The sequence below is a fragment of the Enterobacter cloacae complex sp. 309I3 genome, from assembly GCF_050031595.1.
Classification (GTDB): domain Bacteria; phylum Pseudomonadota; class Gammaproteobacteria; order Enterobacterales; family Enterobacteriaceae; genus Enterobacter; species Enterobacter cloacae.
In genome coordinates this window covers 3,059,254-3,079,787 of sequence record NZ_JBLGWI010000001.1, presented here as the reverse complement: position 1 = coordinate 3,079,787, position 20,534 = coordinate 3,059,254, and the positions used below count along the sequence as shown (strand labels likewise).

Below are 20,534 nucleotides of genomic sequence, written 5' to 3'. Positions count from 1 at the left end.
TGGACGATCTTCGCTGGCAGCCTTAGCGCTTTAATGCCACAATATTTTTTTCTTCGAATGCAGGAAAGATGATGAAAAAAATAGCAATTGCTGGCGCGCTGCTGGCACTCACCGGGTGCGTACAGGTAGATAGCTACAAGGATGTGATTAAACATCCTGTTCCGGCACATCTGGCGGGATACTGGCAGTCAAAAGGGCCGCAGAGCAAAATGGTCAGCCCGGAGGCGATTGCCACGCTGGTGGTGACGGAGGAGGGCGATACGCTGGACTGCCGTCAATGGCAGCGCGTAATTGCCGTGCCGGGTAAAATCATGCTGCGTTCAGACAGCTATTACAACGTAACCAGCAAGCTGGATATCTACCCGCTGGAGCGCGATGGCTCGGTGCTGGAGTATGATGGCATGGAGCTGCAGAAGGTCGATCGCCCAACGGTTGAGTGTGCCGATTACCTGAGCAAAAATCCGCTGGAAAGTAAGCTACCGTAGCTGTTTGTTGCCGGGTGGCGCTGACGCTTACCCGGCCTACGGGACGGTGCTTTTGTAGGCCGGGTAAGGCGAAGCCGCCACCCGGCATTGTTTCTACAATGCATCCTCAATTACCCACACGCTCACGCTTCCGCCTTTGCAGGTAAATGTCCCTTCGCCATCCGCTGCGGTGGTGACCGTTTCTTCACGATTGCCGAGAAAATCACGCCAGGTTTTGTTCCCGTAGTTTTCCCCAAGGCAGATTACCTTCTCGCCATCATCACCGTTGGACATCACCACCACGCAGCCGGGATCCTCTTCCGTGCCACTGCGGCTGAATGCGATGCAGTTAGGGTGGTCAAAAAACAGTGTCTGCACGCCGTGGGCAAAGCGCTGACGGGCGAGGATCAGCTCGTGCAGTTGCTCAATCACCGGCATATCAATGTGGTAAGTTTCACCGTCTCCCCCGGTATCGTCATAGCTGGCGCCAAAGAGATCGGGATAAAACACGCTCGGCACGCCATTTTCCCGCAGCAGGATCAGAGCGTAAGCCAGCGGTTTAAACCAGGCTTCCACCGGGGCTTCAAGCGCCTGCAACGGCTGGGTGTCATGGTTGGCAACCAGCGTCACCGCATGGAACGGATCGGCCTCCACCAGCGTGCCGGTGAAAATCTGGCTCATGTCGTAGTCCCGCCCCTGGCGCGAGGCCTCGTGGAATTTCATCTGCAGGGGGGCATCAAACAGCATTGTTTTACCCTCGACCTGATTAATATAGGCCTGCAGTTTATCCACCTCGTGCGACCAGTATTCCGCGACGATAAACAGCGGCTGCGTCGCCACTTCCTGAACGTGTTCAATCCACTCCTTATAGAACCAGGCGGGGATGTGTTTGACCGCATCCAGGCGGAATCCGTCGCAGCCGGTTTGTTCCATGACCCAGCGCGCCCAGTACTTGATCTCCTCCGTCACGGCATGGTTACGGAAATCGATATTTTCGCCCATCAGATAGTCGAAATTACCCATTTCGTCATCGACCTGATCGTTCCAGCCTTCGCCGGTGTAGTCATTGACGATTTTGAAGATGCCATCCTCATCGGGGTTTTCGATGTGGTCGATGCCGCTAAAGCATTTGTAATCCCAGACGAACTGCGAATACTGTCCGGCGCGGGCAGGGAAGGTGTAACGGGTCCAGGCTTCACACTCGATGATCTCATCATCGATTTGCGTTCGGTCCTGTTCGTTCACGCGCTGAACGCGAACGTGCTCTTTCTCATCGGCGCCCATTTTGTGGTTAACCACCACATCCAGCAGCACCGCGATGTTATTACTTTTGAGCGCATCAATGGCTTCCAGAAGCTGGGCTTTATCACCGTATTTGGTGGCAACACTGCCTTTCTGGTCAAACTCGCCGAGATCAAACAGATCGTAAGAATCATACCCGACCGAGTAACCGCCCGATGCGCCTTTATAGGCTGGCGGCAGCCAGATCATATTGATGCCGATTTCGTTAAGATTGGGGGCTAATGCCGTGACCTCTCGCCACAATTCACCGCCTGCAGGGTAATACCAGTGAAAGCATTGTAACAGGGTGGGGTTTTTCATCGTCCGTGCTCCAGAAGCCGTTTGGCTGACTTCTGGAGTATGGATGAAGAAATCATAATTGTGTGTCGCGGGTCAAACTTTCTGGATAAAGAATATTCCCTGACAGCTTTCCATAGGTTGATGTGATGGATTGCTGTTTACCGGTTTGATCAATGAGGCTGCGCAGTTCGTCCATGCGTGTGGCAAGCAGCATTTTGAGCTCGGTCTCGTTTTGCAGAACCTTCTCGAGTAGAAAACGTGCCTGCTCAATCTGGGACGGATGTGCCTCCGAAATAGGGTTTTTGGAGATATTCTCTACCAGCTGAACATAAGAAATCTCAAGGGTAATGAGCTCGTCCCAGAGACCGGAACGAGCATGTTTTAACATGGTAAGGCTGAGGTTATAGAGGGCCTGCCAGTTATCAAGAGCGGACGCTGGATTATTCATCAATAGATATCCTGAGAAGAAGGACCATTGGGACCAATTTGTTTCCACGCATCCGCAATGTTATTGAGCAGCGCTTCGACCTCTACAATCGCCTCCACGTCGTTACGCAGATTTGCATGCAACAAACGTCTGACCATGTACTCGTACAGCGCGGCAAGGTTGCCCGGCAGCTCACTGTCGATCTCCATATTCAGACCGGCTTTTAACCCGTTATCGATAATATTGATCGCCTTCGATAAGGCTTCGCCTTTTTCGGTGATTTTACCTTCGTCCAGGAAAAGACGGGCGCGGACAAGGGCACTCAGTGCCCCGTCAAACAGCATTACGACAAGTTGATGCGGACTGGCACTCAGCACCGCGCTTTCCAGCCCGACCTGCTGATAAGCTCGGGCGCCATTTTGTGCATACATATACGTTCCTTACGACTAAGAACTGAACTGCTGTTTCAGGTAGGTGGCCGTGTTATTCAGTTTACTCATCATGGTATCAAGACTGTTGAACTGTGCTTTATAACGGGCCATCGTGGCTTCGATGCTCGCTTCCATTGCGTCGTAGCGCTTATCCAGGGTTTTCAACGTGCTGTTGATACCGTCAGTCGCGCTTTTGATGATCCCTTCTTTACCGGTGGTCGTGCTCAGCATGGCGGTCAGGGTATTGCCCATCTGCGTGGCCAGACCGGTTGTTTTGCCATCGCCAATAAAGTAGGCCTGCACCGCTTCCGGGCTGTCGGTGAGTGCTTTTGTCAGTTTGGCATCGTCGATTTTCAGGTTACCCATTGAGCCGTCAGCGCCCACGGTAGGATCCTGGGTGATACCGAGCTGGGCCATAATCGCGTAGGAGCCAGACTGGACCACGGTCAACATATCGCGCAGCTGTGACTGTACAGAACGCACGGTGTTGTCACCCAGCAGCGCACCGTTGCTGGCGGACTGATCGGCACCGGCTTCCACCTTCACATACTTGGTGATGCTGGCGATGGTCGATTGCAGGGAGTTGTAGGCGGTAACCCAATCCGTAACGGCTTTTTTGGTGGCATCGGTAGAGCGGGTAACATCTAAATTTTCGCTCTTGGTGCTTTCTGCCTTCAGGGTGAGGGTTACGCCCGGCAGCGCGTCATTAATTGTGTTGGTCGAACGCTCAATGTCGATGTCGTTGATGGTAACCAACGCATTTTGTGACGCGGTTTGCTGATTCATCGCGCCGGTATTCGTGGATGAGTCGTAGCTGATAATGCCTTTTAAGGTGTCGTCACCGGTCACCGTCACCGTCATGTCATTGGCCGTGCCGGTGGTTTTCGAGGACAGCATCAGGGTGTACTCGTTGTCCTTCGACTTCACTACCGTTGCCGTGACGTTGCCGTTGGCCTTGTTAATCGCGCTGGCAATACCGTTCAGGCTGGTGTCACCGTCAGCAAGATCGACGGTCAGCGGTTTAGTGGTGCCTGGCTGGCTGATGGTGATGGTGCGCGTGGTACCGGTAGTCGCTCCCAACTGCGCGGTGGCACTGGTCTGGACGGCAGAGGTTAATACCTGAGCTTTCGCCAGCGATTTAACCTGTACGCTATAGGAACCAACCGCTGCACCGGCCGTGGTGGTGGCGCTGAAGGCGGTGTTGGTCGAGCCAATAGACGCCGCGTTCCAGGTGTCCGTTTTTCCCAGGGCTGCAGTGGCGGTATTCAGCGACGTCATTGCACTTTGCAGCTTACTGAACGCACTCAGTTGGGCATTATAGGACGTCTGCTGATTGGTGATGGTGTTCAGCTTGGTTTTTTCAGCCGTTTCGAGGTTGTTATACAGTGTTGCCAGATCCAGACCTGAACCTACGCCCAGACTCGTAATAGTCGCGCCTGAAGAGAGAGTGATTGAGCTACTCGCCATTTTTTTATTTCCTTTAGCCAATGGTAGTTTCAGGTAGTTATCGGCGACTTATGCAGATAGTTTACGTTTCAGGTAAAAAAATTATCGGCTGAATAGCGCTCAACCTTACGGCCATATAGCACTATTGGCGCGTGAGAGACATATATAAAAGAAAAACGTGGGAAGAATAAAATGTGAAAACGTTTCCTGAAAAATAGCGTTTCTGATGGCGTTCTGAATAGACTTTAATAACTATAAATTCATTAAAATCAATGTGTTAATAATTTTTTGACGAAATTTCTAAAGTCTTATTCAGACCCGTCGATAACTTTCATGACGGTGAGAGACGCCGTGAGTGTTAAGGCACCGACCCTAGAAACCATTTTTGAAGGAATTAAATTATGGCAGTTATCAATACTAACCTGTTGTCCCTGACCACTCAGAACAACCTGAACAAATCTCAGTCTTCTCTGGGCACTGCTATCGAGCGTCTGTCCTCTGGTCTGCGTATCAACAGCGCGAAAGATGACGCTGCTGGCCAGGCGATTGCTAACCGCATGACCTCCCAGGTTAAAGGTATGACCCAGGCGGCGCGTAACGCCAACGACGGTATCTCCCTGGTTCAGACTGCTGAAGGTAACCTGAACGAAATCAACACCAACTTACAGCGTATTCGTGAGCTGTCTGTTCAGGCTGCTACCGACACTAACGGTTCTTCTGACCTGACTTCTATCAACACTGAAATCAAACAGCGTCTGGCTGAAATCGACCGTATCGCGGGCGCAGCTAACTTCAACGGTAAGAAACTGCTGGACGGTTCCGTATCTACCGCGCTGAAAATTCAGGTTGGTGCAGGTACTTCTTCTAACGACACCATCTCCATCGACAGCAACGCGCTGATCAACGCCACCTCTGGTACCCTGAGCGCTGGCCTGAGCACTGCAATCTCCGATAACGCCTCTGCACAGGCTGTTATCTCTGCTGCTGACGCTGCAATCGCGAAAATCGATACCGCGCGTTCTAACATGGGTGCGATTCAGAACCGTTTCGAATCTACCATCAACAACCTGAACAACTCTATCAACAACCTGTCTGCTGCTCAGTCCCGTATCCAGGACGCTGACTACGCTACCGAAGTTTCCAACATGTCTCGCGCGCAGATCCTGCAGCAGGCTGGTACTTCTGTACTGTCTCAGGCAAACCAGGTTCCACAGGCAATGCTGTCTCTGCTGCGTTAATCGCCGCGCCTGTTTCACAAAAGGTTGCTGGAAACAGCAACCTTTTTTTTTGCCCGTCAGACAATCTCCGAAATAAGCCATTATTCCCGGGGGTGTTCCTTCCATTATCCCGGATATTCCCTTGTACGATGGGTAAGAATCGCAATCTTACTAAGAGAATCGGGATGAACAAGTTCGAGCGTACACGATCGCTGCATCAGTTTTACCGTGACGAATTTTCACGGTTAATTTTCCTGCCGGAAACGGATGCATTGCCTGCGCATATCGTTACCGAAATCCTGCATTATAAAAATTCCGATATTGCCACGCTCGAACCCCAGATCATGGAAGCCATGACCGATCTGGATGCAGACAAAGAACTCGCCGTGAAGCGCATGCTGTGCGCGATTGCTGCTGCAAACGCCGCGTTTGATTTTAAAAATGAAGGGAAGCCCACGCCATTTTCAAAAGAGATGAGCGACACCATTACCGGCTGGGTGGTCGAGGCGCTTCAACACGACAACAGCATTAATCTACTGGTGGCGGGTATTCAGGTCTTCTTCCGCATTAACGAAATTGACGCCGCCTTATTCCTGATTTCTAACTACTACGCGGTGGTGAGTCCATCCCCAACCGTGATGAAAATATTGTTGTTGGTTTGTCTGATGGAAGATGATTTTAATCAGATGCAGACGCTTATCCAGCAGCTGACCGCCAATCCTGAACATATTGGTGAAGACGCGTTAACGATGCTGATGATCGTCACAGGCATTCATAAGCTGGGTGGCTGTCCCGAATCGTTCATCGATTTTTCCGCCCTGAAAATGCCTGATTATGAGCCTGATTTTTCGCACTACGAGTGGCTTCTTCCGGCGGAAGAAAACGGAAAAACCACGGTTCTGGTGGCGTGCGACAAACGTTATTACTTCGATCATGCCCTGACGCTGTTAGGGTCTGTCTACCACACCAACGGCGATGGACTTAACGTTCACCTGCATCTTTATAACCCGGATGATGAGACAAAGGCGCACGTTAATGCCCTGCACCAGCGTTTTCCGGGCATGGTGATATCCGCGACGGCCGAAACCATTACGCCTGTTTTTGGTATCAACGTCTGGTATGCCTCAAGACGCTTTGTCTTCCTTAGCTATGCGCTGAGCGTATTCACGTCACCGATCATGGTGCTTGATGCGGATTGTCTGGTGCGTCAGAACTGGTCGGATATTGAGCCACATCTCCCCAAGAGTGAGATTGTCCTCTCTTACAGCAACGGCGCGCCGCCGTGGGAGCAGGTGCCTGCGGGCTTTGTCTATACGGTCCCTGGCACGCTTTCGCGTAAATACCTTTCGCTTGTCGCCACCTTTATTGACTGGAACTTACGTCGCGGTAATGCGGAGTGGTTCCTTGATCAGGTCGCGCTGTCGGTCTCTCTGGATGCCCTTCCGGCGATAGAACAGATGGCCATTCATCGCGAGCCGCTGGAGAAACTGATCGACATTCGCTACACCGACGACACGTTCAGCTGGACCGTGACCACGCAAAAATCAGGCGGCGAAGCGTACCAGAACTATAAAGCTGCGATGCAACAAACCTATTTTGGCTAACCACTGAACTCATGGAACTTTCTCTGTATGTTGTATCCAGATAATCGATTCACGCTATCCAGTCTGCAGGCTGCCGCTGCCCTGTATCAGTTTCCTGCCGGGGCGCCTGAGAATGCGCGCGTCCTGGATTTAGGTTGCGGACAGGGAGATGTGTTGTTATCCGCTGCGCTGGCCTGGCCGGATTGTGTCGGGATAGGGATTGATAGTAACGAAGAGGCTGTTTCAGCGGGGCAGAGGCAGGCGCAGCGTCTGGATATCGCCAATATCGAACTGGTTGCGGCGGGTCTTAACGATGTGTTGAGCGTGTCGCCGGGTGAATTCGATTACATTCTGATCCGTGGGAACTTTATTCCTGCTGGCATGCCAGAGCGTAACGCGCTGTTGCAGTGGTGTCGTCGTCATTTGGCGGCGCGCGGCATGATTGCCATTCATCAAACCTTTACCCCGCCTGAATCCGCGGCGCAATATGTCCAGGATGCGCTGGCTTTCCATGCACGTCTGGCGGGCCGGCCAGAAGAGCAGGTGGCGTTTGCTCGCGGCATGCTCAGCTATCTGGCCATGACTCAGCCGGAAGGCGAGATCAAACACCATGTGCTCGCGATGGAACACGTTGACGACGCCACTCTTAGTGAGATGCTGGCAAGCGCCACCCATACCTCCGGGCAGTTTATTCATTTCAACGATAGCCTTTCCGCCTGCGGGTTACGCTACGTGGGAGATGCGCTGCCGCAGTACGAAACGGGTGAAAGCGTTAGCGAGCAAATTCATCAGCTGCACGCTCTGGTCTCATCCGGACAGACGTCGATTGCCGCGCAGCAATATCTCGATTTTGCCGTCAACCGTCGCGAGCGCGTCAGCCTGCTTTCCCGTGATGATGCCGTCAACGCGGCGGCGCTGGATTTTACCCGCCTGAACACGCTGCACTGGGCCGGTGATTTCAGGCGTTACCGCAACGAACGGGGTGAGATTGTTAATGCTCACACCAACGCGGAAGGGAAGTTTTTCTCAACGCTTAATACCACGACCCTGCACATTCTCGATCTGCTTGGCGGCGCATGGCCGCTGAGCCTGTCGTTTGAACAGCTGGTGTTCAACACCCGTCTTCCTGAAAAGGAGGAGGATGTCGCCCAGCAGGTACTTGAGTCACTGAAAGATCTGTTTCTCAATCAAATTCCGGGACTCTACTGGGCCGGTTCACCAGGGCCATACAATGTTCAACCGGAACGTGAACTTGCCTTCATTTCACCTCTTCAGGCAGGCGATGACGCCGACGTCACGTTTAATCTGTGGGGCGCGCGCGTCACGCTTAGTCAGGAAGAGCGTGAATTTGCACTTGCAGGCATGGATGTCAATCAGGCCAAAAGCAGCGAACTTTTTTCGGCACTGAAAGCGAAAGGTCTGTTGAAAGGCTCCCCTGAAGCGTGGCGCAGAGCACAGCAGCATTATTTACGCCCGGGGGATGTCGACTATCTCAAACGTAGCATCGATACGCTGTTGCTGCTTAACGTCGGGTCGCAGCAGGGTGGTTTACTGGCTGACGGACAAATAATGGCAGGGGAGAAGGATGAACAGGATCCTGCTATCGATCTCATCTACAAAAACGTCAACGCCCTGATTGCTGCGGGGCTGGCTAAAGACGCGCGCGATTATATCCGCGGACAGATTGAAAACGATCCCCATAACCTGCATATGCTTCGCTGCTATTCCCGCGCCAGCCTGCTGATGGGGGACTGGGACGAGGCCCTATCGGCACTCGGTCAACTGATGAGTCGCTACTCTGCCGGGCAGGATATCTGGTTCGACCTGGCCACCGTGCTGCAGAAAAAGGGTGAGTTGCATTATTCAGCCCGCATCCTCCAGGCGCTGCTGCGGTTGAATAAAAACAACGCGTCATTCTGGAATACGCTGGCGGTGGTGTATCACTCGCGCCGCAACATGGCCATGGCTGAACGCTGTGCCAGAGAGTCTTTGCGCTATAACGCCACGAACCCGCTGCATCTCGCGATGATGGGCATCATTCTGAGTGATAACCAGAAACTGACGGAAGCACGCTATTTCCTTGAGAAATCGCTCGAGTTTGCGCCGGGTGATTTTGACTGTTTCACCAGCTTGCTGTTTGTTCTGACCCACGATTTTTCCGTCTCGCCGGAGGTGCTCTTCGAGCGCCATCTTGCTTATGGCGAGCTGGTGAGCGCATGGGCGAAAAAATTCGACCTGGCGCTGCCGTGGCAGGGTAGCAAGGATCCAGAGCGGCCGCTGCGCGTCGGCTTTGTCTCCGGCGATTTCCGCAACCACCCGGTAAGCCGTTTCCTGCGGCCGTTCTGGGATGGTATGGACCGGGAACAGTTCTCCCTCTACGGCTATAGCACGCTCGATAAAGATGATGCCGTCACGGAGCACTTCCGTATCACCTCGACGAAGTGGTTATCCGTTACCGATCTCAATAACGTTGAGCTGGCAAAACAGATCCACAGTGACGGGATCGATATTCTTTTTGACCTCTCGGGCCATACCACCGGAACGCGGTTACCTGCGTTTGCCTTTAAGCCTGCGCCAGTGCAAATCACCTGGCTGGGCTACCCGGGCACAACCGGGATGACGCAGATGGATTACCGCATTATCAGTACCGGGTTTGTCAGAAATGCGGCGATAGACGCGCAGTTCACGGAGAAGCTGATTGCAATCCCGCTTGATAACTTCTTCGAGCCGGATGCGTCCAGTCCTGACGTCAATACGCTGCCAGCCCTGACGAACGGCTGGTTTACCTACGGTAGCTTTAACCGTCCTAAAAAATTGAACGATCGGGTCTTCGCGCTGTGGGCGCGCATTCTCCAGCATAACGCCACGTCACGGCTGCTGATTGGTTTTATGGATGATGACGCGATGATCGCCCGCTACCGCAAGAAGCTCAATGCGCTGGGCGTGGCGGATGAACAGCTCATCTTCCGTAAAACCACGGGAATGGAGGCCTACCTGCAGATGCATCACGAGGTGGACATGCTCCTTGACTCCTTCCCATACAACGGAGGCACCACCACCAGCCATGGCATCTGGATGGGCGTCCCGACGCTCACCCTGGCAGGGGCGACCTATCCTGCCCGTCAGGGGCTGGAGATTATGCATATCTACGGGCTGGATGAATTTGTTGCGGAAAGTCAGCAGGACTATTTCGATAAAGCCGTGCGCTGGCAAACCCAACTGGAAACCCTTAACGCCTTGCGCCAGAACATGCGGAGCACGATCCCGACGCAGGGGCAGAGCAATGTGGCGATTCCTTTCCAGCAGGCCCTACGTCAGGCCTGGCGTAAATGGTGTGCTGACGAAGCACCTCACAGTTTCCGGGTAACAGGTACTGAGGATTAACTTATGAAAAATGTCTACGTTACCAGTCCACTTCTTCCGCCACTTGAGGAGTTTATCCCTTACCTGGAGACCTTGTGGGAAAGTAAAATTTTGACCAACAGCGGGCAATTCCATCAGCAACTGGAAGAGGCGCTGGCGGCCTATCTGGGCGTAAAGCATGTCTGCCTGTTCTCTAACGGCACGCTCGCGCTGCTGACGGCGCTGCAGACATTGCGTATTACGGGCGAAGTGATCACCACGCCATACTCCTTTGTCGCCACCTCTCACAGCCTGCTGTGGAATGATTTAACGCCGGTGTTTGCCGATATTGACCCTGTCACGTTTAATATCGATCCGGATCGCATTGAAGAACTGATTACGCCTAAAACAACGGCCATCATGCCGGTTCACTGCTACGGTATTCCGTGCGATATGGAACGCATCCAGAAGATTGCCGATACCTATGGGCTGAAGGTGATTTACGATGCGGCCCACTGTTTCGGCGTCAAACAGGATAACGCCAGCATTCTCAATTATGGCGATCTCTCCGTGCTGAGCTTCCACGCCACGAAGGTATTTAATACCTTCGAAGGGGGCGCCATTATTTGCCACGACGCCAAAACCAAACAGCGCATCGATTATCTTAAAAACTTTGGCTTTGCCGATGAAACCATCGTGATGGCGCCGGGTATTAACGCCAAGATGAATGAAGTGCAGGCGGCCATGGGACTGCTGCAATTAAAGTATATTGACGGTGCGCTGCAGGAACGTGCGGTGATTTATCAGCGTTACGTTGAACTGCTCGATGCCGCGCTTCCGGCGCTGGAATACATTAAACCGGCCAGTAATATTGAATGGAATTACTCTTACTTCCCGGTACTTATTCGCGCAGATTCGGCGGTCAGCCGGGATGCGATTTATGCGGAATTACGTAAGCATAATATCTATGCCCGCCGTTATTTCTATCCGCTTATCAGCGCCTTCCCGATGTATCGTCACTTCCCGACGGCGAATGTACAACATCTCCCGGTTGCCGATGAAATTTCTCATGCGGTGCTTTGCCTGCCTATCTATCCCGGACTGCCGGTGGCCGATCAGCGTCGTATTATTGAGATTATTCAGGGCTTGTTTATCGATGCTGCTCATGCGGCAGAGCCAGCGCTGGTAGTCAATGGATAGGAAAGGAACCCGATGAAGCTGGCGATCATGCAACCCTATTTTTTCCCGTATTGCGGCTATTTTCAGCTCATGGCGGCCGTTGATGCTTTCGTGGTGTATGACAACATCAAATACACGAAAAAAGGGTGGATTAACCGTAACCGTATTCAGGTTCGCGGTGCGGAGTCGTTAATCTCGCTGCCGCTAAAAAAAGACTCGGACTTTCTGGATATCAGGGAGCGGCAGCTCTCAGCCGCATTTGACCGCAACAAGCTGTGCAATCAGATAATCGGGGCGTATCGCCACGCCCCCTCATTTTCTGCGGTAATGCCGGTTGTTGAGGAGATTATTCAGAACCCGGACGATAACCTGTTTAATTATCTGTGGCAGGGGCTGAACCGGCTGCGGGACTTTTTTGGCTTCTCCTGCGAGCTGATTGTCTCGTCCTCATTACCGGCGAATCACGCGTTAAAGTCTCAGGATCGCGTCATCGATATTTGTCAGGTGATGAACGCCCGTACGTATATTAATCCTCCGGGGGGCATGGCGCTCTATTCCCGGGAGGATTTTGTCGACCGCGGGCTTGAGCTGAAATTTATCCAGCCGCAGCCGTGGCACTACCCGCATTCTGACGCGGCGTTTATTCCGTGGCTGTCGATTATTGACGTCATGATGTTTAACCCTCGCAATGAGGTGGTTCGTCGCCTCCAGCATGGTTATGAGTTAATTTAATATGTTTACATGGAAAAAATTGGGTAAGGTCTTTACCCCGCAGGAAGTGACCCATCTCCCCTGGCTTAAAGAGTTTGCGCAGGCCCCTGCGACGCTGATCTTTGATGATTTCGTACGCGTCTATTTCTCCTGCCGTCCACCCGCCGATGAACAGGGAAAATATGTCAGCTACTCCGCCTGGGTCGATTTGGCACGTGACGATCTCTTCCACGTGTTGCGCGTCGCCCGCGAACCGATTCTCCCGTTGGGCGGATACGGAGAGTTCGACGAATTTGGAACCTATCCCGTCTCCGTAATGCGCGATAACGATGTGGTAAAAGCCTGGTATGCAGGCTGGACCCGCTGCGAATCGGTGCCGTTTAACGTGGCGATTGGCATGGCGGTGAGCCATGACCAGGGGGAAACCTTTGTTAAAGCGGGCCCGGGACCGGCAATTGGCTACTCACCGGATGAGCCGTTTGTGATGAGTGGGCCAAAAATTCGCAGATTCAATAACCAGTGGCAGCTTTTTTATATCGCCGGGCGCAAATGGAAGTGGGTGGATGGCCGCGCAGAGCCGGTCTACAAGATCCGCATGGCGACCTCAGACGATGGCATCAACTGGACGAAGCTGAATAAAGATCTGATCCCCAGCCGTATCGAAGAGGACGAGGCGCAGGCCAGCCCGGATGTCTTTTACGCCAACGGCAAATACCATATGTTCTTTTGCTACCGCTACAGCGCCCATTATCGCGGAAAGCAGAACGGTTACCGCATCGGCTACGCGTGGAGTCTGGATATGATCACGTGGCATCGGGATGACAGTAAAGCTGGCATTGATGTGTCTGCCTCCGGGTGGGATGCCGAGATGATCAGCTACCCCCACGTATTTGAACTGGATGGCACTATTTACATGGCTTATCTGGGGGATCAGGTGGGCCGCTATGGCTTTGGCCTGGCACAACTTGAGGGCAAATTATGCTAACCCTGAACTGGCGTAAGCACGGACTTATCTATTCGCCGTCACAGTTTCCTCCTCTGGCAAATGGGGTGGGGTTTGCTCAGTCTCCGCAAGCGCTGGTGTTTGATGACTTTGTCCGTATCTACTTCTCCACGCGTGAGCAAGAAAAGCACTCAGCAAAGTTCATCAGCCGCGTCTGCTATGTGGATATGGATAAATCTCTGCGGGAGGTGCTTCGCATCAGTCCCGAGCCGGTGCTTGCTCCTGCTGAACTGGGCACATTCGACGAGCACGGTATTTTCCCCTGCAACGTTCTGCGTCACGACGGCAAAATCATGGCCTGGACAACCGGGTGGAACCGTCGCGTTTCGGTCTCGGTTGATACGGCCATTGGTCTGGCAGTAAGCACAGACAATGGCGAACACTTCACCCGTGTCGGTACCGGGCCGGTGATGGGCCCCTCATTGCACGAGCCACACTTAGTGGGTGATGCCTTTGTCATCCATACCCGTGAACGTTTCCACATGTGGTACATCTTTGGCACGGGCTGGAAAAAGCGCACGCCGGAATCGGTGCCGGATCGCATTTATAAAATTGCCCATGCGGAATCAGACGATGGCATCAACTGGCAGCGTGACAGCCAGCAAATCATTCCTTCGGTGCTGGGGGAAGACGAATGCCAGGCGCTGCCGACGGTGATTGAAATCAATGGGCGGTATCATATGGTCTTTTGCTTCCGGGAGTGTTTCGACTTCCGTACTGGGCAGGGGCGCGGTTATCGTCTGGGCTATGCCTGGTCTGATGATTTACACCACTGGCATCGTGATGATAGCCAGATGGCGTCGCTCGCGTCCGTGGATGACTGGGACAGCGAAATGCAGTGCTATCCCCATCTTTTCCGCTGCGATGAAAAAGTCTACTTGCTTTATAACGGTAATGCGTTTGGCAAAGCGGGCTTCGGCCTTGCGGAACTGGTGTTATGAATCGCTGGGTGTTTTGTCAAAACCGCGCCTCTCGTGAGGAGATAGTCGAACATTTTAACCGGTGTGACCCGCTATTTATTGCGTCAATCAGCGAAAGAATAGCGTTACAGGACTATGCCCAAAAAATAGTGGCGCGGGCATGGCGAAGCGAAGCCTGGCAAAACAACACGCTCACCGGACTGGTGGCTGCCTATTATAACGCGCAGCGTCAGCAGGGATTTATTACGAATGTTTCCGTTTTGCCGGACGCTCAGCATTGCGGCATGGGTAGTCAGCTGTTAATTCAAAGCATTGCACATTTACACTCCCAGGGTGTGACTGAAATTAATCTTGAAGTCGATAAGAATAACGTGTCGGCACAACGTTTATATCTAAAGCATGGTTTTACCTTTGGAATAGCAAACGGTTCAAAGATAACCATGACTTTACAGAGAGAGAAAACAACATGACCCTTCGTGATTACAATCTGGAAATCAAGGATACTGCCGATCATCAGTACGCCTATAACTTTGATTTTGATGTGATGCACCCTTTTATGATTCGTGCGTTCACACCGTTCTTTAAGCAGGGTAATTTACTTGAACTGGGTAGTTTTAAAGGTGATTTCACCGCACGCCTGGCTGAAAAATTTAACGCCATCACCTGCGTGGAAGCTTCCGAAGAGGCGATGACCATCGCCCGTGAGCGCCTGGGAAAAAATGTCTCGTTTGTCCATTCCCGCTTTGAGGATGTTCAACTTCCTGAGCGTTATGACAATATTGTTCTCACCCATGTGCTGGAGCATATTGACGATCCCGTTAACCTCTTAAAACGCATTAATGATGAATGGCTAACGGATGACGGACACCTTTTTCTGGTGTGTCCCAATGCGCATGCCGCTTCCCGACAGATTGCGGTTAAAATGGGATTAATCTCGCATAATAGTGCGGTGACAGAGGCCGAGTTTCTCCATGGCCATCGTTGCACTTATTCTCTGGATACGCTTGAGAGAGATGCCCGTCTTGCCGGACTGAATGTGGTTTATCGCACAGGTATTTTTTTCAAAGCGCTGGCTAATTTCCAGTGGGATAAACTTTTACAGACGGATATCATCTCGACGCAATATCTTGAGGGCTGCTACGAGTTAGGCCATCAATACCCTGATTTATGTTCAAGCATATTCTTGCTGTGTAAAAAAGGCTGACGTTATTCCTGCTGCAGGATGCATGTTATCCCGACATGCATCGGTAACCCCCAAATAACCCCTTATTTTACCCACTATTCATCCAATTGAACGCCCTGCAGAATCGGATAATCATGCCGATAACTCAACTAACGCAGGGCTGTTTATCGTGAATTCACTCTATACCGCTGAAGGTGTAATGGATAAACACTCGCTGTGGCAGCGTTATGTCCCGCTGGTGCGTCACGAAGCATTGCGCCTCCAGGTGCGTTTGCCGGCGAGCGTGGAACTGGACGATCTGCTACAGGCGGGCGGTATCGGGTTATTGAATGCAGTTGACCGATACGACGCTCTGCAAGGAACGGCATTTACCACTTACGCAGTTCAGCGTATTCGTGGTGCGATGCTGGACGAGCTGCGCAGCCGGGACTGGGTGCCGCGCAGTGTTCGCCGCAACGCGCGCGAAGTGGCGCATGCGATGGGGCAGCTGGAACAGGAACTGGGACGCAACGCGACGGAAACGGAAGTGGCGGAACGGCTTGGTATTCCTGTTGAAGAGTATCGTCAGATGTTGCTCGATACCAATAATAGCCAACTCTTCTCTTATGACGAGTGGCGCGAAGAGCATGGCGATAGCATCGAGCTGGTGACGGATGAGCATCAGCAAGAAAACCCGTTACACCATTTAATGGAAGGTAATTTACGCCAGCGCGTGATGGAAGCCATTGAAGCTTTGCCAGAGCGCGAACAGCTGGTGTTAACCCTCTATTATCAGGAAGAGCTTAATCTCAAAGAGATTGGCGCTGTTCTGGAAGTGGGAGAGTCGCGGGTAAGCCAGTTGCACAGCCAGGCCATTAAACGCTTACGAACCAAGCTGGGTAAGTTATAGGTGATTGATTCACCTGAAAAATGCCGCACAACGTATTGACAACCAGGAGTTATCATGACGGTGCAGCAATCTAAAAGACGGCCTTTAAGCCGCTACCTGAAAGACTTTAAACACAGCCAGACGCATTGCGCCCACTGTAACAAGTTACTCGATCGTATCACGCTGGTTCGTCGTGGCGAAATCGTCAACAAAATTGCGATTTCTCGTCTCGACACGTTGATGGACGAAGCCGCGTGGCTCGAAGAGCAGAAAGAGTGGGTGGCGCTTTGCCGTTTCTGTGGCGATCTCCACTGCAAAGAGCAAAGCGACTTCTTCGATATTATCGGTTTCAAACAGTTCCTGTTTGAACAGACCGAGATGAGCCACGGGACCGTTCGCGAATACGTGGTTCGCCTGCGTCGCCTGGGACAGCATCTGACCGTGAATAATATTTCCCGCGATCTGCTCAAGACCGGCTACCTGGATGAAAACCTGGAGCCGTGGCTGCCTGCGACCAGTACCAATAACTACCGTATTGCGCTGCGCAAGTACGCACAATATAAGGTCCAAATGCCGGCGGCGGTAAAGCAGAAAGCCCACGCCGGGACAACTTCTGATATATATTAAAAAAGAATAAGATGTAGCGCAGTCGCCTTTGACCTTGCAGGCGATTTCTCTACACTACACAAAAATTCCACTATATCGGGGTACTTATGAAATTAGCACTTCTGGGTCGTCAGGCGCTGATGGGCGTTATGGCCGTTGCGCTGGTCGCGGGAATGAGCGTGAAAACCTTCGCCGCAGAGAACCTGCTTAACAAAGTGAAAGAGCGCGGTACGCTGTTGGTCGGGCTGGAAGGAACCTATCCTCCGTTCAGCTTCCAGGGTGATGACGGTAAACTGACCGGTTTCGAAGTGGAATTTGCAGAAGAACTGGCGAAACACCTTGGCGTGAAAGCGTCCCTGAAACCGACCAAATGGGACGGTATGCTGGCGTCGCTGGATTCCAAACGTATTGATGTGGTGATTAACCAGGTGACCATTTCTGACGAGCGTAAGAAGAAGTATGACTTCTCCACGCCGTACACCGTGTCCGGTATCCAGGCGCTGGTGAAGAAAGGCAACGAAGGCTCAATCAAAACGGCCGCGGATCTGAAAGGTAAAAAAGTCGGTGTCGGTCTGGGAACCAACTACGAAGAGTGGCTGCGCCAGAACGTTCAGGGTGTGGATATCCGCACCTATGATGATGACCCGACAAAATACCAGGATCTCCGCGTTGGCCGTATCGATGCCATCCTGGTTGACCGTCTGGCGGCACTGGATCTGGTGAAGAAAACCAACAACACCCTGGCGGTCGCCGGTGATGCGTTCTCTCGTCAGGAATCCGGGGTTGCTGTCCGTAAAGGTAACGAAGACCTGGTCAAGGCGATCGACTCCGCCATTGCGGATATGCAAAAAGACGGCAGCCTGAAAGCGCTTTCTGAGAAGTGGTTTGGGGCAGACGTCACCAAATAAGTCTTTGACGTTAAAAAAAGGCGCTTTTAAAAGCGCCTTTTTTATTTCTTACGCGTCTGCGTGCATAATGAAAAATATCACATTTTGTCTGAGTTACCGGAGAACCCATGTCACTACAGAATTTAACGCGCTTTCCCCGCCTGGAGTTTATCGGCGCGCCGACGCCGCTGGAGTATCTGCCGCGATTTTCTGACTATTTAGGACGCGATATTTTTATTAAGCGTGATGACGTGACGCCAATGGCGATGGGGGGCAATAAGCTGCGCAAACTGGAGTTTCTGGCGGCTGATGCGCTGCGTGAAGGGGCGGATACGCTCGTCACTGCAGGGGCGATTCAGTCCAACCACGTTCGCCAGACGGCGGCGGTGGCGGCAAAACTTGGGCTGCACTGCGTGGCGTTGCTGGAAAACCCAATCGGTACACGGGCAGAGAACTACCTGACCAACGGTAACCGTCTGCTGTTGGATCTCTTTAACGTGCAGGTTGAAATGGTCGATGCGTTGACCGACCCGACCGCACAGCTCGATGAGCTGGCCACACGCCTTGAAGCACAGGGCTTTCGTCCGTATGTCATTCCGGTGGGCGGCTCGAATGCGCTGGGTGCGCTGGGATATGTGGAAAGCGCGCTGGAGATTGCTCAGCAGTGCGAAGGGGCGGTGAGCCTCTCGTCAGTGGTGGTTGCCTCTGGCAGTGCAGGCACGCACGCGGGGCTGGCCGTCGGGCTGGAGCACCTGCTGCCCGACGTTGAGCTGATTGGTGTGACGGTATCGCGCAGCGTTGCGGATCAGAAACCCAAAGTGCTGAGCTTGCAGCAGGCGGTGGCAGAGCAGCTGGAGCTGAAGGCAAAGGCCGATATTCTGCTGTGGGACGACTATTTTGCGCCGGGTTACGGCACGCCGAACGAAGAGGGAATGGAAGCGGTTAAACTGCTGGCGCGCCTTGAGGGCATACTGCTGGATCCGGTCTATACGGGCAAAGCGATGGCCGGGCTTATTGATGGCATTGCGCAGAAACGCTTTAAGGATGAAGGGCCGATTTTATTTGTGCACACCGGCGGCGCGCCCGCGCTGTTTGCCTATCATCCTAATGTCTAAAAATCAGGTCGAAAAATAATAATGCAAGAAAGTATTCAACTGGTTATCGATTCGCTGCCGTTCCTGCTGAAAGGCGCGGTGTTCACCTTACAGCTCAGTATTGGTGGCATGTTCTTCGGCCTGGTCCTCGGGTTTGTGCTGGCCTTAATGCGTATGTCGTCCGTCTGGCCGGTGCGCTGGCTGGCTCGTTTTTATATCTCTGTGTTTCGCGGCACGCCGCTTATCGCGCAGCTCTTTATGATCTACTACGGTTTACCACAGTTCGGGATTGAACTGGACCCGATCCCGGCAGCGATGATTGGCCTGTCGCTTAATACGGCGGCGTATACCTCGGAAACCCTGCGTGCGGCAATTTCGTCGATTGATAAAGGGCAGTGGGAAGCCGCGGCCAGTATCGGTATGACACCGTGGCAAACCTTGCGCCGGGCCATTCTGCCGCAGGCGGCGCGGGTGGCGTTGCCGCCGCTCAGCAACAGCTTTATCAGCCTGGTGAAAGACACCTCGCTCGCGGCGACGATTCAGGTGCCGGAGCTGTTCCGTCAGGCGCAGCTTATCACCTCGCGCACGCTTGAAGTGTTTACCATGTATCTTGCTGCCTCGCTGATCTACTGGGTGATGGCGACGGTGCTGTCTGCCCTGCAAAACTATTTTGAAAACCAGCTTAACCGCCAGGAGCGTGATCCAAAATGAGTGCTATCGACGTTAAAAACCTGGTGAAGAAATTCCACGGGCAAACGGTGCTCCACGGGATCGATCTGGAGGTGGAGCAGGGTGAAGTGGTGGCGATTATCGGCCCGAGCGGCTCAGGAAAAACCACGCTGCTGCGCAGCATTAACCTGCTTGAACAGCCGGAGGGAGGCACCATTCGGGTTGGGGAGATCACCATTGATACCGGTAAATCCATCAGCCAGCAAAAAGGCCTGATCCGCCAGCTGCGCCAGCACGTGGGGTTTGTTTTCCAGAGCTTCAATCTGTTCCCGCACCGGACGGTGCTGGAGAACATTATTGAAGGTCCGGTGATTGTGAAAGGTGAACCAAAAGAGGAAGCCACGGCACGCGCGCGTGAACTGCTTGCCAAAGTGGGGCTGGCAGGAAAAGAGACCAGCTACCCGCGTCGTCTTTCGGGCGGGCAACAGCAGCGTGTGGCGATAGCCCGCGCGCTGGCAATGCGCCCGGATGTGATCCTCTTTGACGAACCCACTTCTGCGCTCGATCCTGAGCTGGTGGGCGAGGTGCTTAACACTATTCGACAGCTGGCACAGGAAAAACGCACCATGGTCATTGTGACTCACGAAATGAGCTTTGCCCGTGACGTCGCCGACCGGGCTATTTTCATGGATCAAGGACGGATTGTGGAGCAGGGGCCGGCAAAAAGTTTATTTGCCAACCCGCAACAGCCGCGAACCCGTCAATTCCTTGAAAAATTCCTTATGCAGTAGCATTTTTGCACGCATTTGCTCCAGATTTTTCTTCTGGAGCAAATTATTCTCTCGCGGTTTCGTCTGCCATGTTTTTTTATTCCGCTCAGTACAGATAAACCTTATCAAAACTAAAGTTAATTGTGTTATTGC

20 protein-coding genes are annotated in these 20,534 nt (G+C 52.8%); 16 read left to right on the top strand and 4 right to left on the bottom strand.

What is annotated here, in order from left to right; all coding sequences use genetic code 11:
* Window positions 1–71: 71 nt before the first annotated feature.
* Window positions 72–485: a lipoprotein YedD gene (yedD, locus tag ACQG22_RS14645; RefSeq protein ID WP_013096004.1), complete on the top strand. Its 414-nt coding sequence runs from the start codon at window positions 72–74 to the stop codon at window positions 483–485.
* A gap of 93 nt (window positions 486–578) precedes the next feature.
* Here the strand turns inward: yedD and amyA are convergent, their stop codons facing one another.
* From amyA to fliD, 4 genes are read right to left on the bottom strand one after another with little or no spacing between them, the layout of a single operon-like run.
* A complete protein-coding gene (amyA, locus tag ACQG22_RS14640; protein ID WP_020687606.1) occupies window positions 579–2,066 on the bottom strand; it encodes an alpha-amylase in 1,488 nt (495 codons plus the stop codon).
* Between the two features lie 52 nt (window positions 2,067–2,118).
* A complete protein-coding gene (gene fliT, locus ACQG22_RS14635) occupies window positions 2,119–2,493 on the bottom strand; it encodes a flagella biosynthesis regulatory protein FliT (protein WP_013096006.1) in 375 nt (124 codons plus the stop codon).
* Window positions 2,493–2,903, bottom strand: a complete 411-nt coding sequence (fliS, locus tag ACQG22_RS14630; RefSeq protein WP_023622487.1) for a flagellar export chaperone FliS — start codon at window positions 2,901–2,903, stop codon at window positions 2,493–2,495. The genes fliT and fliS overlap by 1 nt, the downstream gene beginning before the upstream one ends.
* Before the next feature lie 15 nt (window positions 2,904–2,918).
* Window positions 2,919–4,370, bottom strand: a complete 1,452-nt coding sequence (fliD, locus tag ACQG22_RS14625) for a flagellar filament capping protein FliD (RefSeq protein ID WP_013096008.1) — start codon at window positions 4,368–4,370, stop codon at window positions 2,919–2,921.
* Between the two features lie 380 nt (window positions 4,371–4,750).
* Here fliD and ACQG22_RS14620 point away from each other — a divergent pair, with 380 nt between their 5' ends.
* From ACQG22_RS14620 to tcyN, 15 genes are all read left to right on the top strand, one after another.
* Window positions 4,751–5,587, top strand: a complete 837-nt coding sequence (locus ACQG22_RS14620; RefSeq protein WP_013096009.1) for a flagellin FliC — start codon at window positions 4,751–4,753, stop codon at window positions 5,585–5,587.
* Between the two features lie 164 nt (window positions 5,588–5,751).
* Window positions 5,752–7,170, top strand: coding sequence for a hypothetical protein (locus ACQG22_RS14615; RefSeq protein WP_040019934.1), 1,419 nt, complete (start codon window positions 5,752–5,754; stop codon window positions 7,168–7,170).
* 27 nt (window positions 7,171–7,197) lie between these two features.
* Window positions 7,198–10,533 carry a methyltransferase domain-containing protein gene (locus tag ACQG22_RS14610; RefSeq protein WP_369706974.1) on the top strand — a complete coding sequence of 1,112 codons (3,336 nt, stop codon included), beginning with the start codon at window positions 7,198–7,200 and terminating at the stop codon, window positions 10,531–10,533.
* A gap of 3 nt (window positions 10,534–10,536) precedes the next feature.
* Window positions 10,537–11,691 (top strand): DegT/DnrJ/EryC1/StrS family aminotransferase, encoded by a 1,155-nt coding sequence (locus ACQG22_RS14605; RefSeq protein WP_013096012.1) that lies wholly within the window; start codon window positions 10,537–10,539, stop codon window positions 11,689–11,691.
* Between the two features lie 12 nt (window positions 11,692–11,703).
* Window positions 11,704–12,402 (top strand): WbqC family protein, encoded by a 699-nt coding sequence (locus ACQG22_RS14600; protein WP_062728741.1) that lies wholly within the window; start codon window positions 11,704–11,706, stop codon window positions 12,400–12,402.
* A 1-nt stretch (window position 12,403) separates the two neighbouring features.
* Window positions 12,404–13,366, top strand: coding sequence for a glycosylase (locus ACQG22_RS14595; protein ID WP_028028148.1), 963 nt, complete (start codon window positions 12,404–12,406; stop codon window positions 13,364–13,366).
* Complete coding sequence (locus ACQG22_RS14590; RefSeq protein WP_013096015.1) at window positions 13,360–14,325, top strand: hypothetical protein; 966 nt, start codon at window positions 13,360–13,362, stop codon at window positions 14,323–14,325. The genes ACQG22_RS14595 and ACQG22_RS14590 overlap by 7 nt, the downstream gene beginning before the upstream one ends.
* Window positions 14,322–14,774, top strand: coding sequence for a GNAT family N-acetyltransferase (locus ACQG22_RS14585; protein WP_048972054.1), 453 nt, complete (start codon window positions 14,322–14,324; stop codon window positions 14,772–14,774). Before ACQG22_RS14590 ends, ACQG22_RS14585 begins: the two co-directional genes overlap by 4 nt.
* Entirely contained in the window at window positions 14,771–15,508 is a 738-nt protein-coding gene (locus ACQG22_RS14580; protein ID WP_369706975.1) for a class I SAM-dependent methyltransferase, read from the top strand. The genes ACQG22_RS14585 and ACQG22_RS14580 overlap by 4 nt, the downstream gene beginning before the upstream one ends.
* 148 nt (window positions 15,509–15,656) lie before the next feature.
* Entirely contained in the window at window positions 15,657–16,376 is a 720-nt protein-coding gene (locus ACQG22_RS14575; RefSeq protein WP_013096018.1) for an RNA polymerase sigma factor FliA, read from the top strand.
* Window positions 16,377–16,430: 54 nt separating this feature from the next.
* Window positions 16,431–16,982: a flagella biosynthesis regulatory protein FliZ gene (gene fliZ / locus ACQG22_RS14570; RefSeq protein WP_013096019.1), complete on the top strand. Its 552-nt coding sequence runs from the start codon at window positions 16,431–16,433 to the stop codon at window positions 16,980–16,982.
* 86 nt (window positions 16,983–17,068) lie between these two features.
* Window positions 17,069–17,869 carry a cystine ABC transporter substrate-binding protein gene (gene tcyJ / locus ACQG22_RS14565; RefSeq protein WP_013096020.1) on the top strand — a complete coding sequence of 267 codons (801 nt, stop codon included), beginning with the start codon at window positions 17,069–17,071 and terminating at the stop codon, window positions 17,867–17,869.
* A gap of 107 nt (window positions 17,870–17,976) precedes the next feature.
* Window positions 17,977–18,963: a D-cysteine desulfhydrase gene (gene dcyD, locus ACQG22_RS14560; protein ID WP_128310489.1), complete on the top strand. Its 987-nt coding sequence runs from the start codon at window positions 17,977–17,979 to the stop codon at window positions 18,961–18,963.
* A gap of 21 nt (window positions 18,964–18,984) precedes the next feature.
* Complete coding sequence (gene tcyL / locus ACQG22_RS14555; RefSeq protein ID WP_129252409.1) at window positions 18,985–19,653, top strand: cystine ABC transporter permease; 669 nt, start codon at window positions 18,985–18,987, stop codon at window positions 19,651–19,653.
* Window positions 19,650–20,402, top strand: a complete 753-nt coding sequence (tcyN, locus tag ACQG22_RS14550) for an L-cystine ABC transporter ATP-binding protein TcyN (RefSeq protein ID WP_013096023.1) — start codon at window positions 19,650–19,652, stop codon at window positions 20,400–20,402. Before tcyL ends, tcyN begins: the two co-directional genes overlap by 4 nt.
* The last annotated feature ends 132 nt before the right edge of the window (window positions 20,403–20,534 follow it).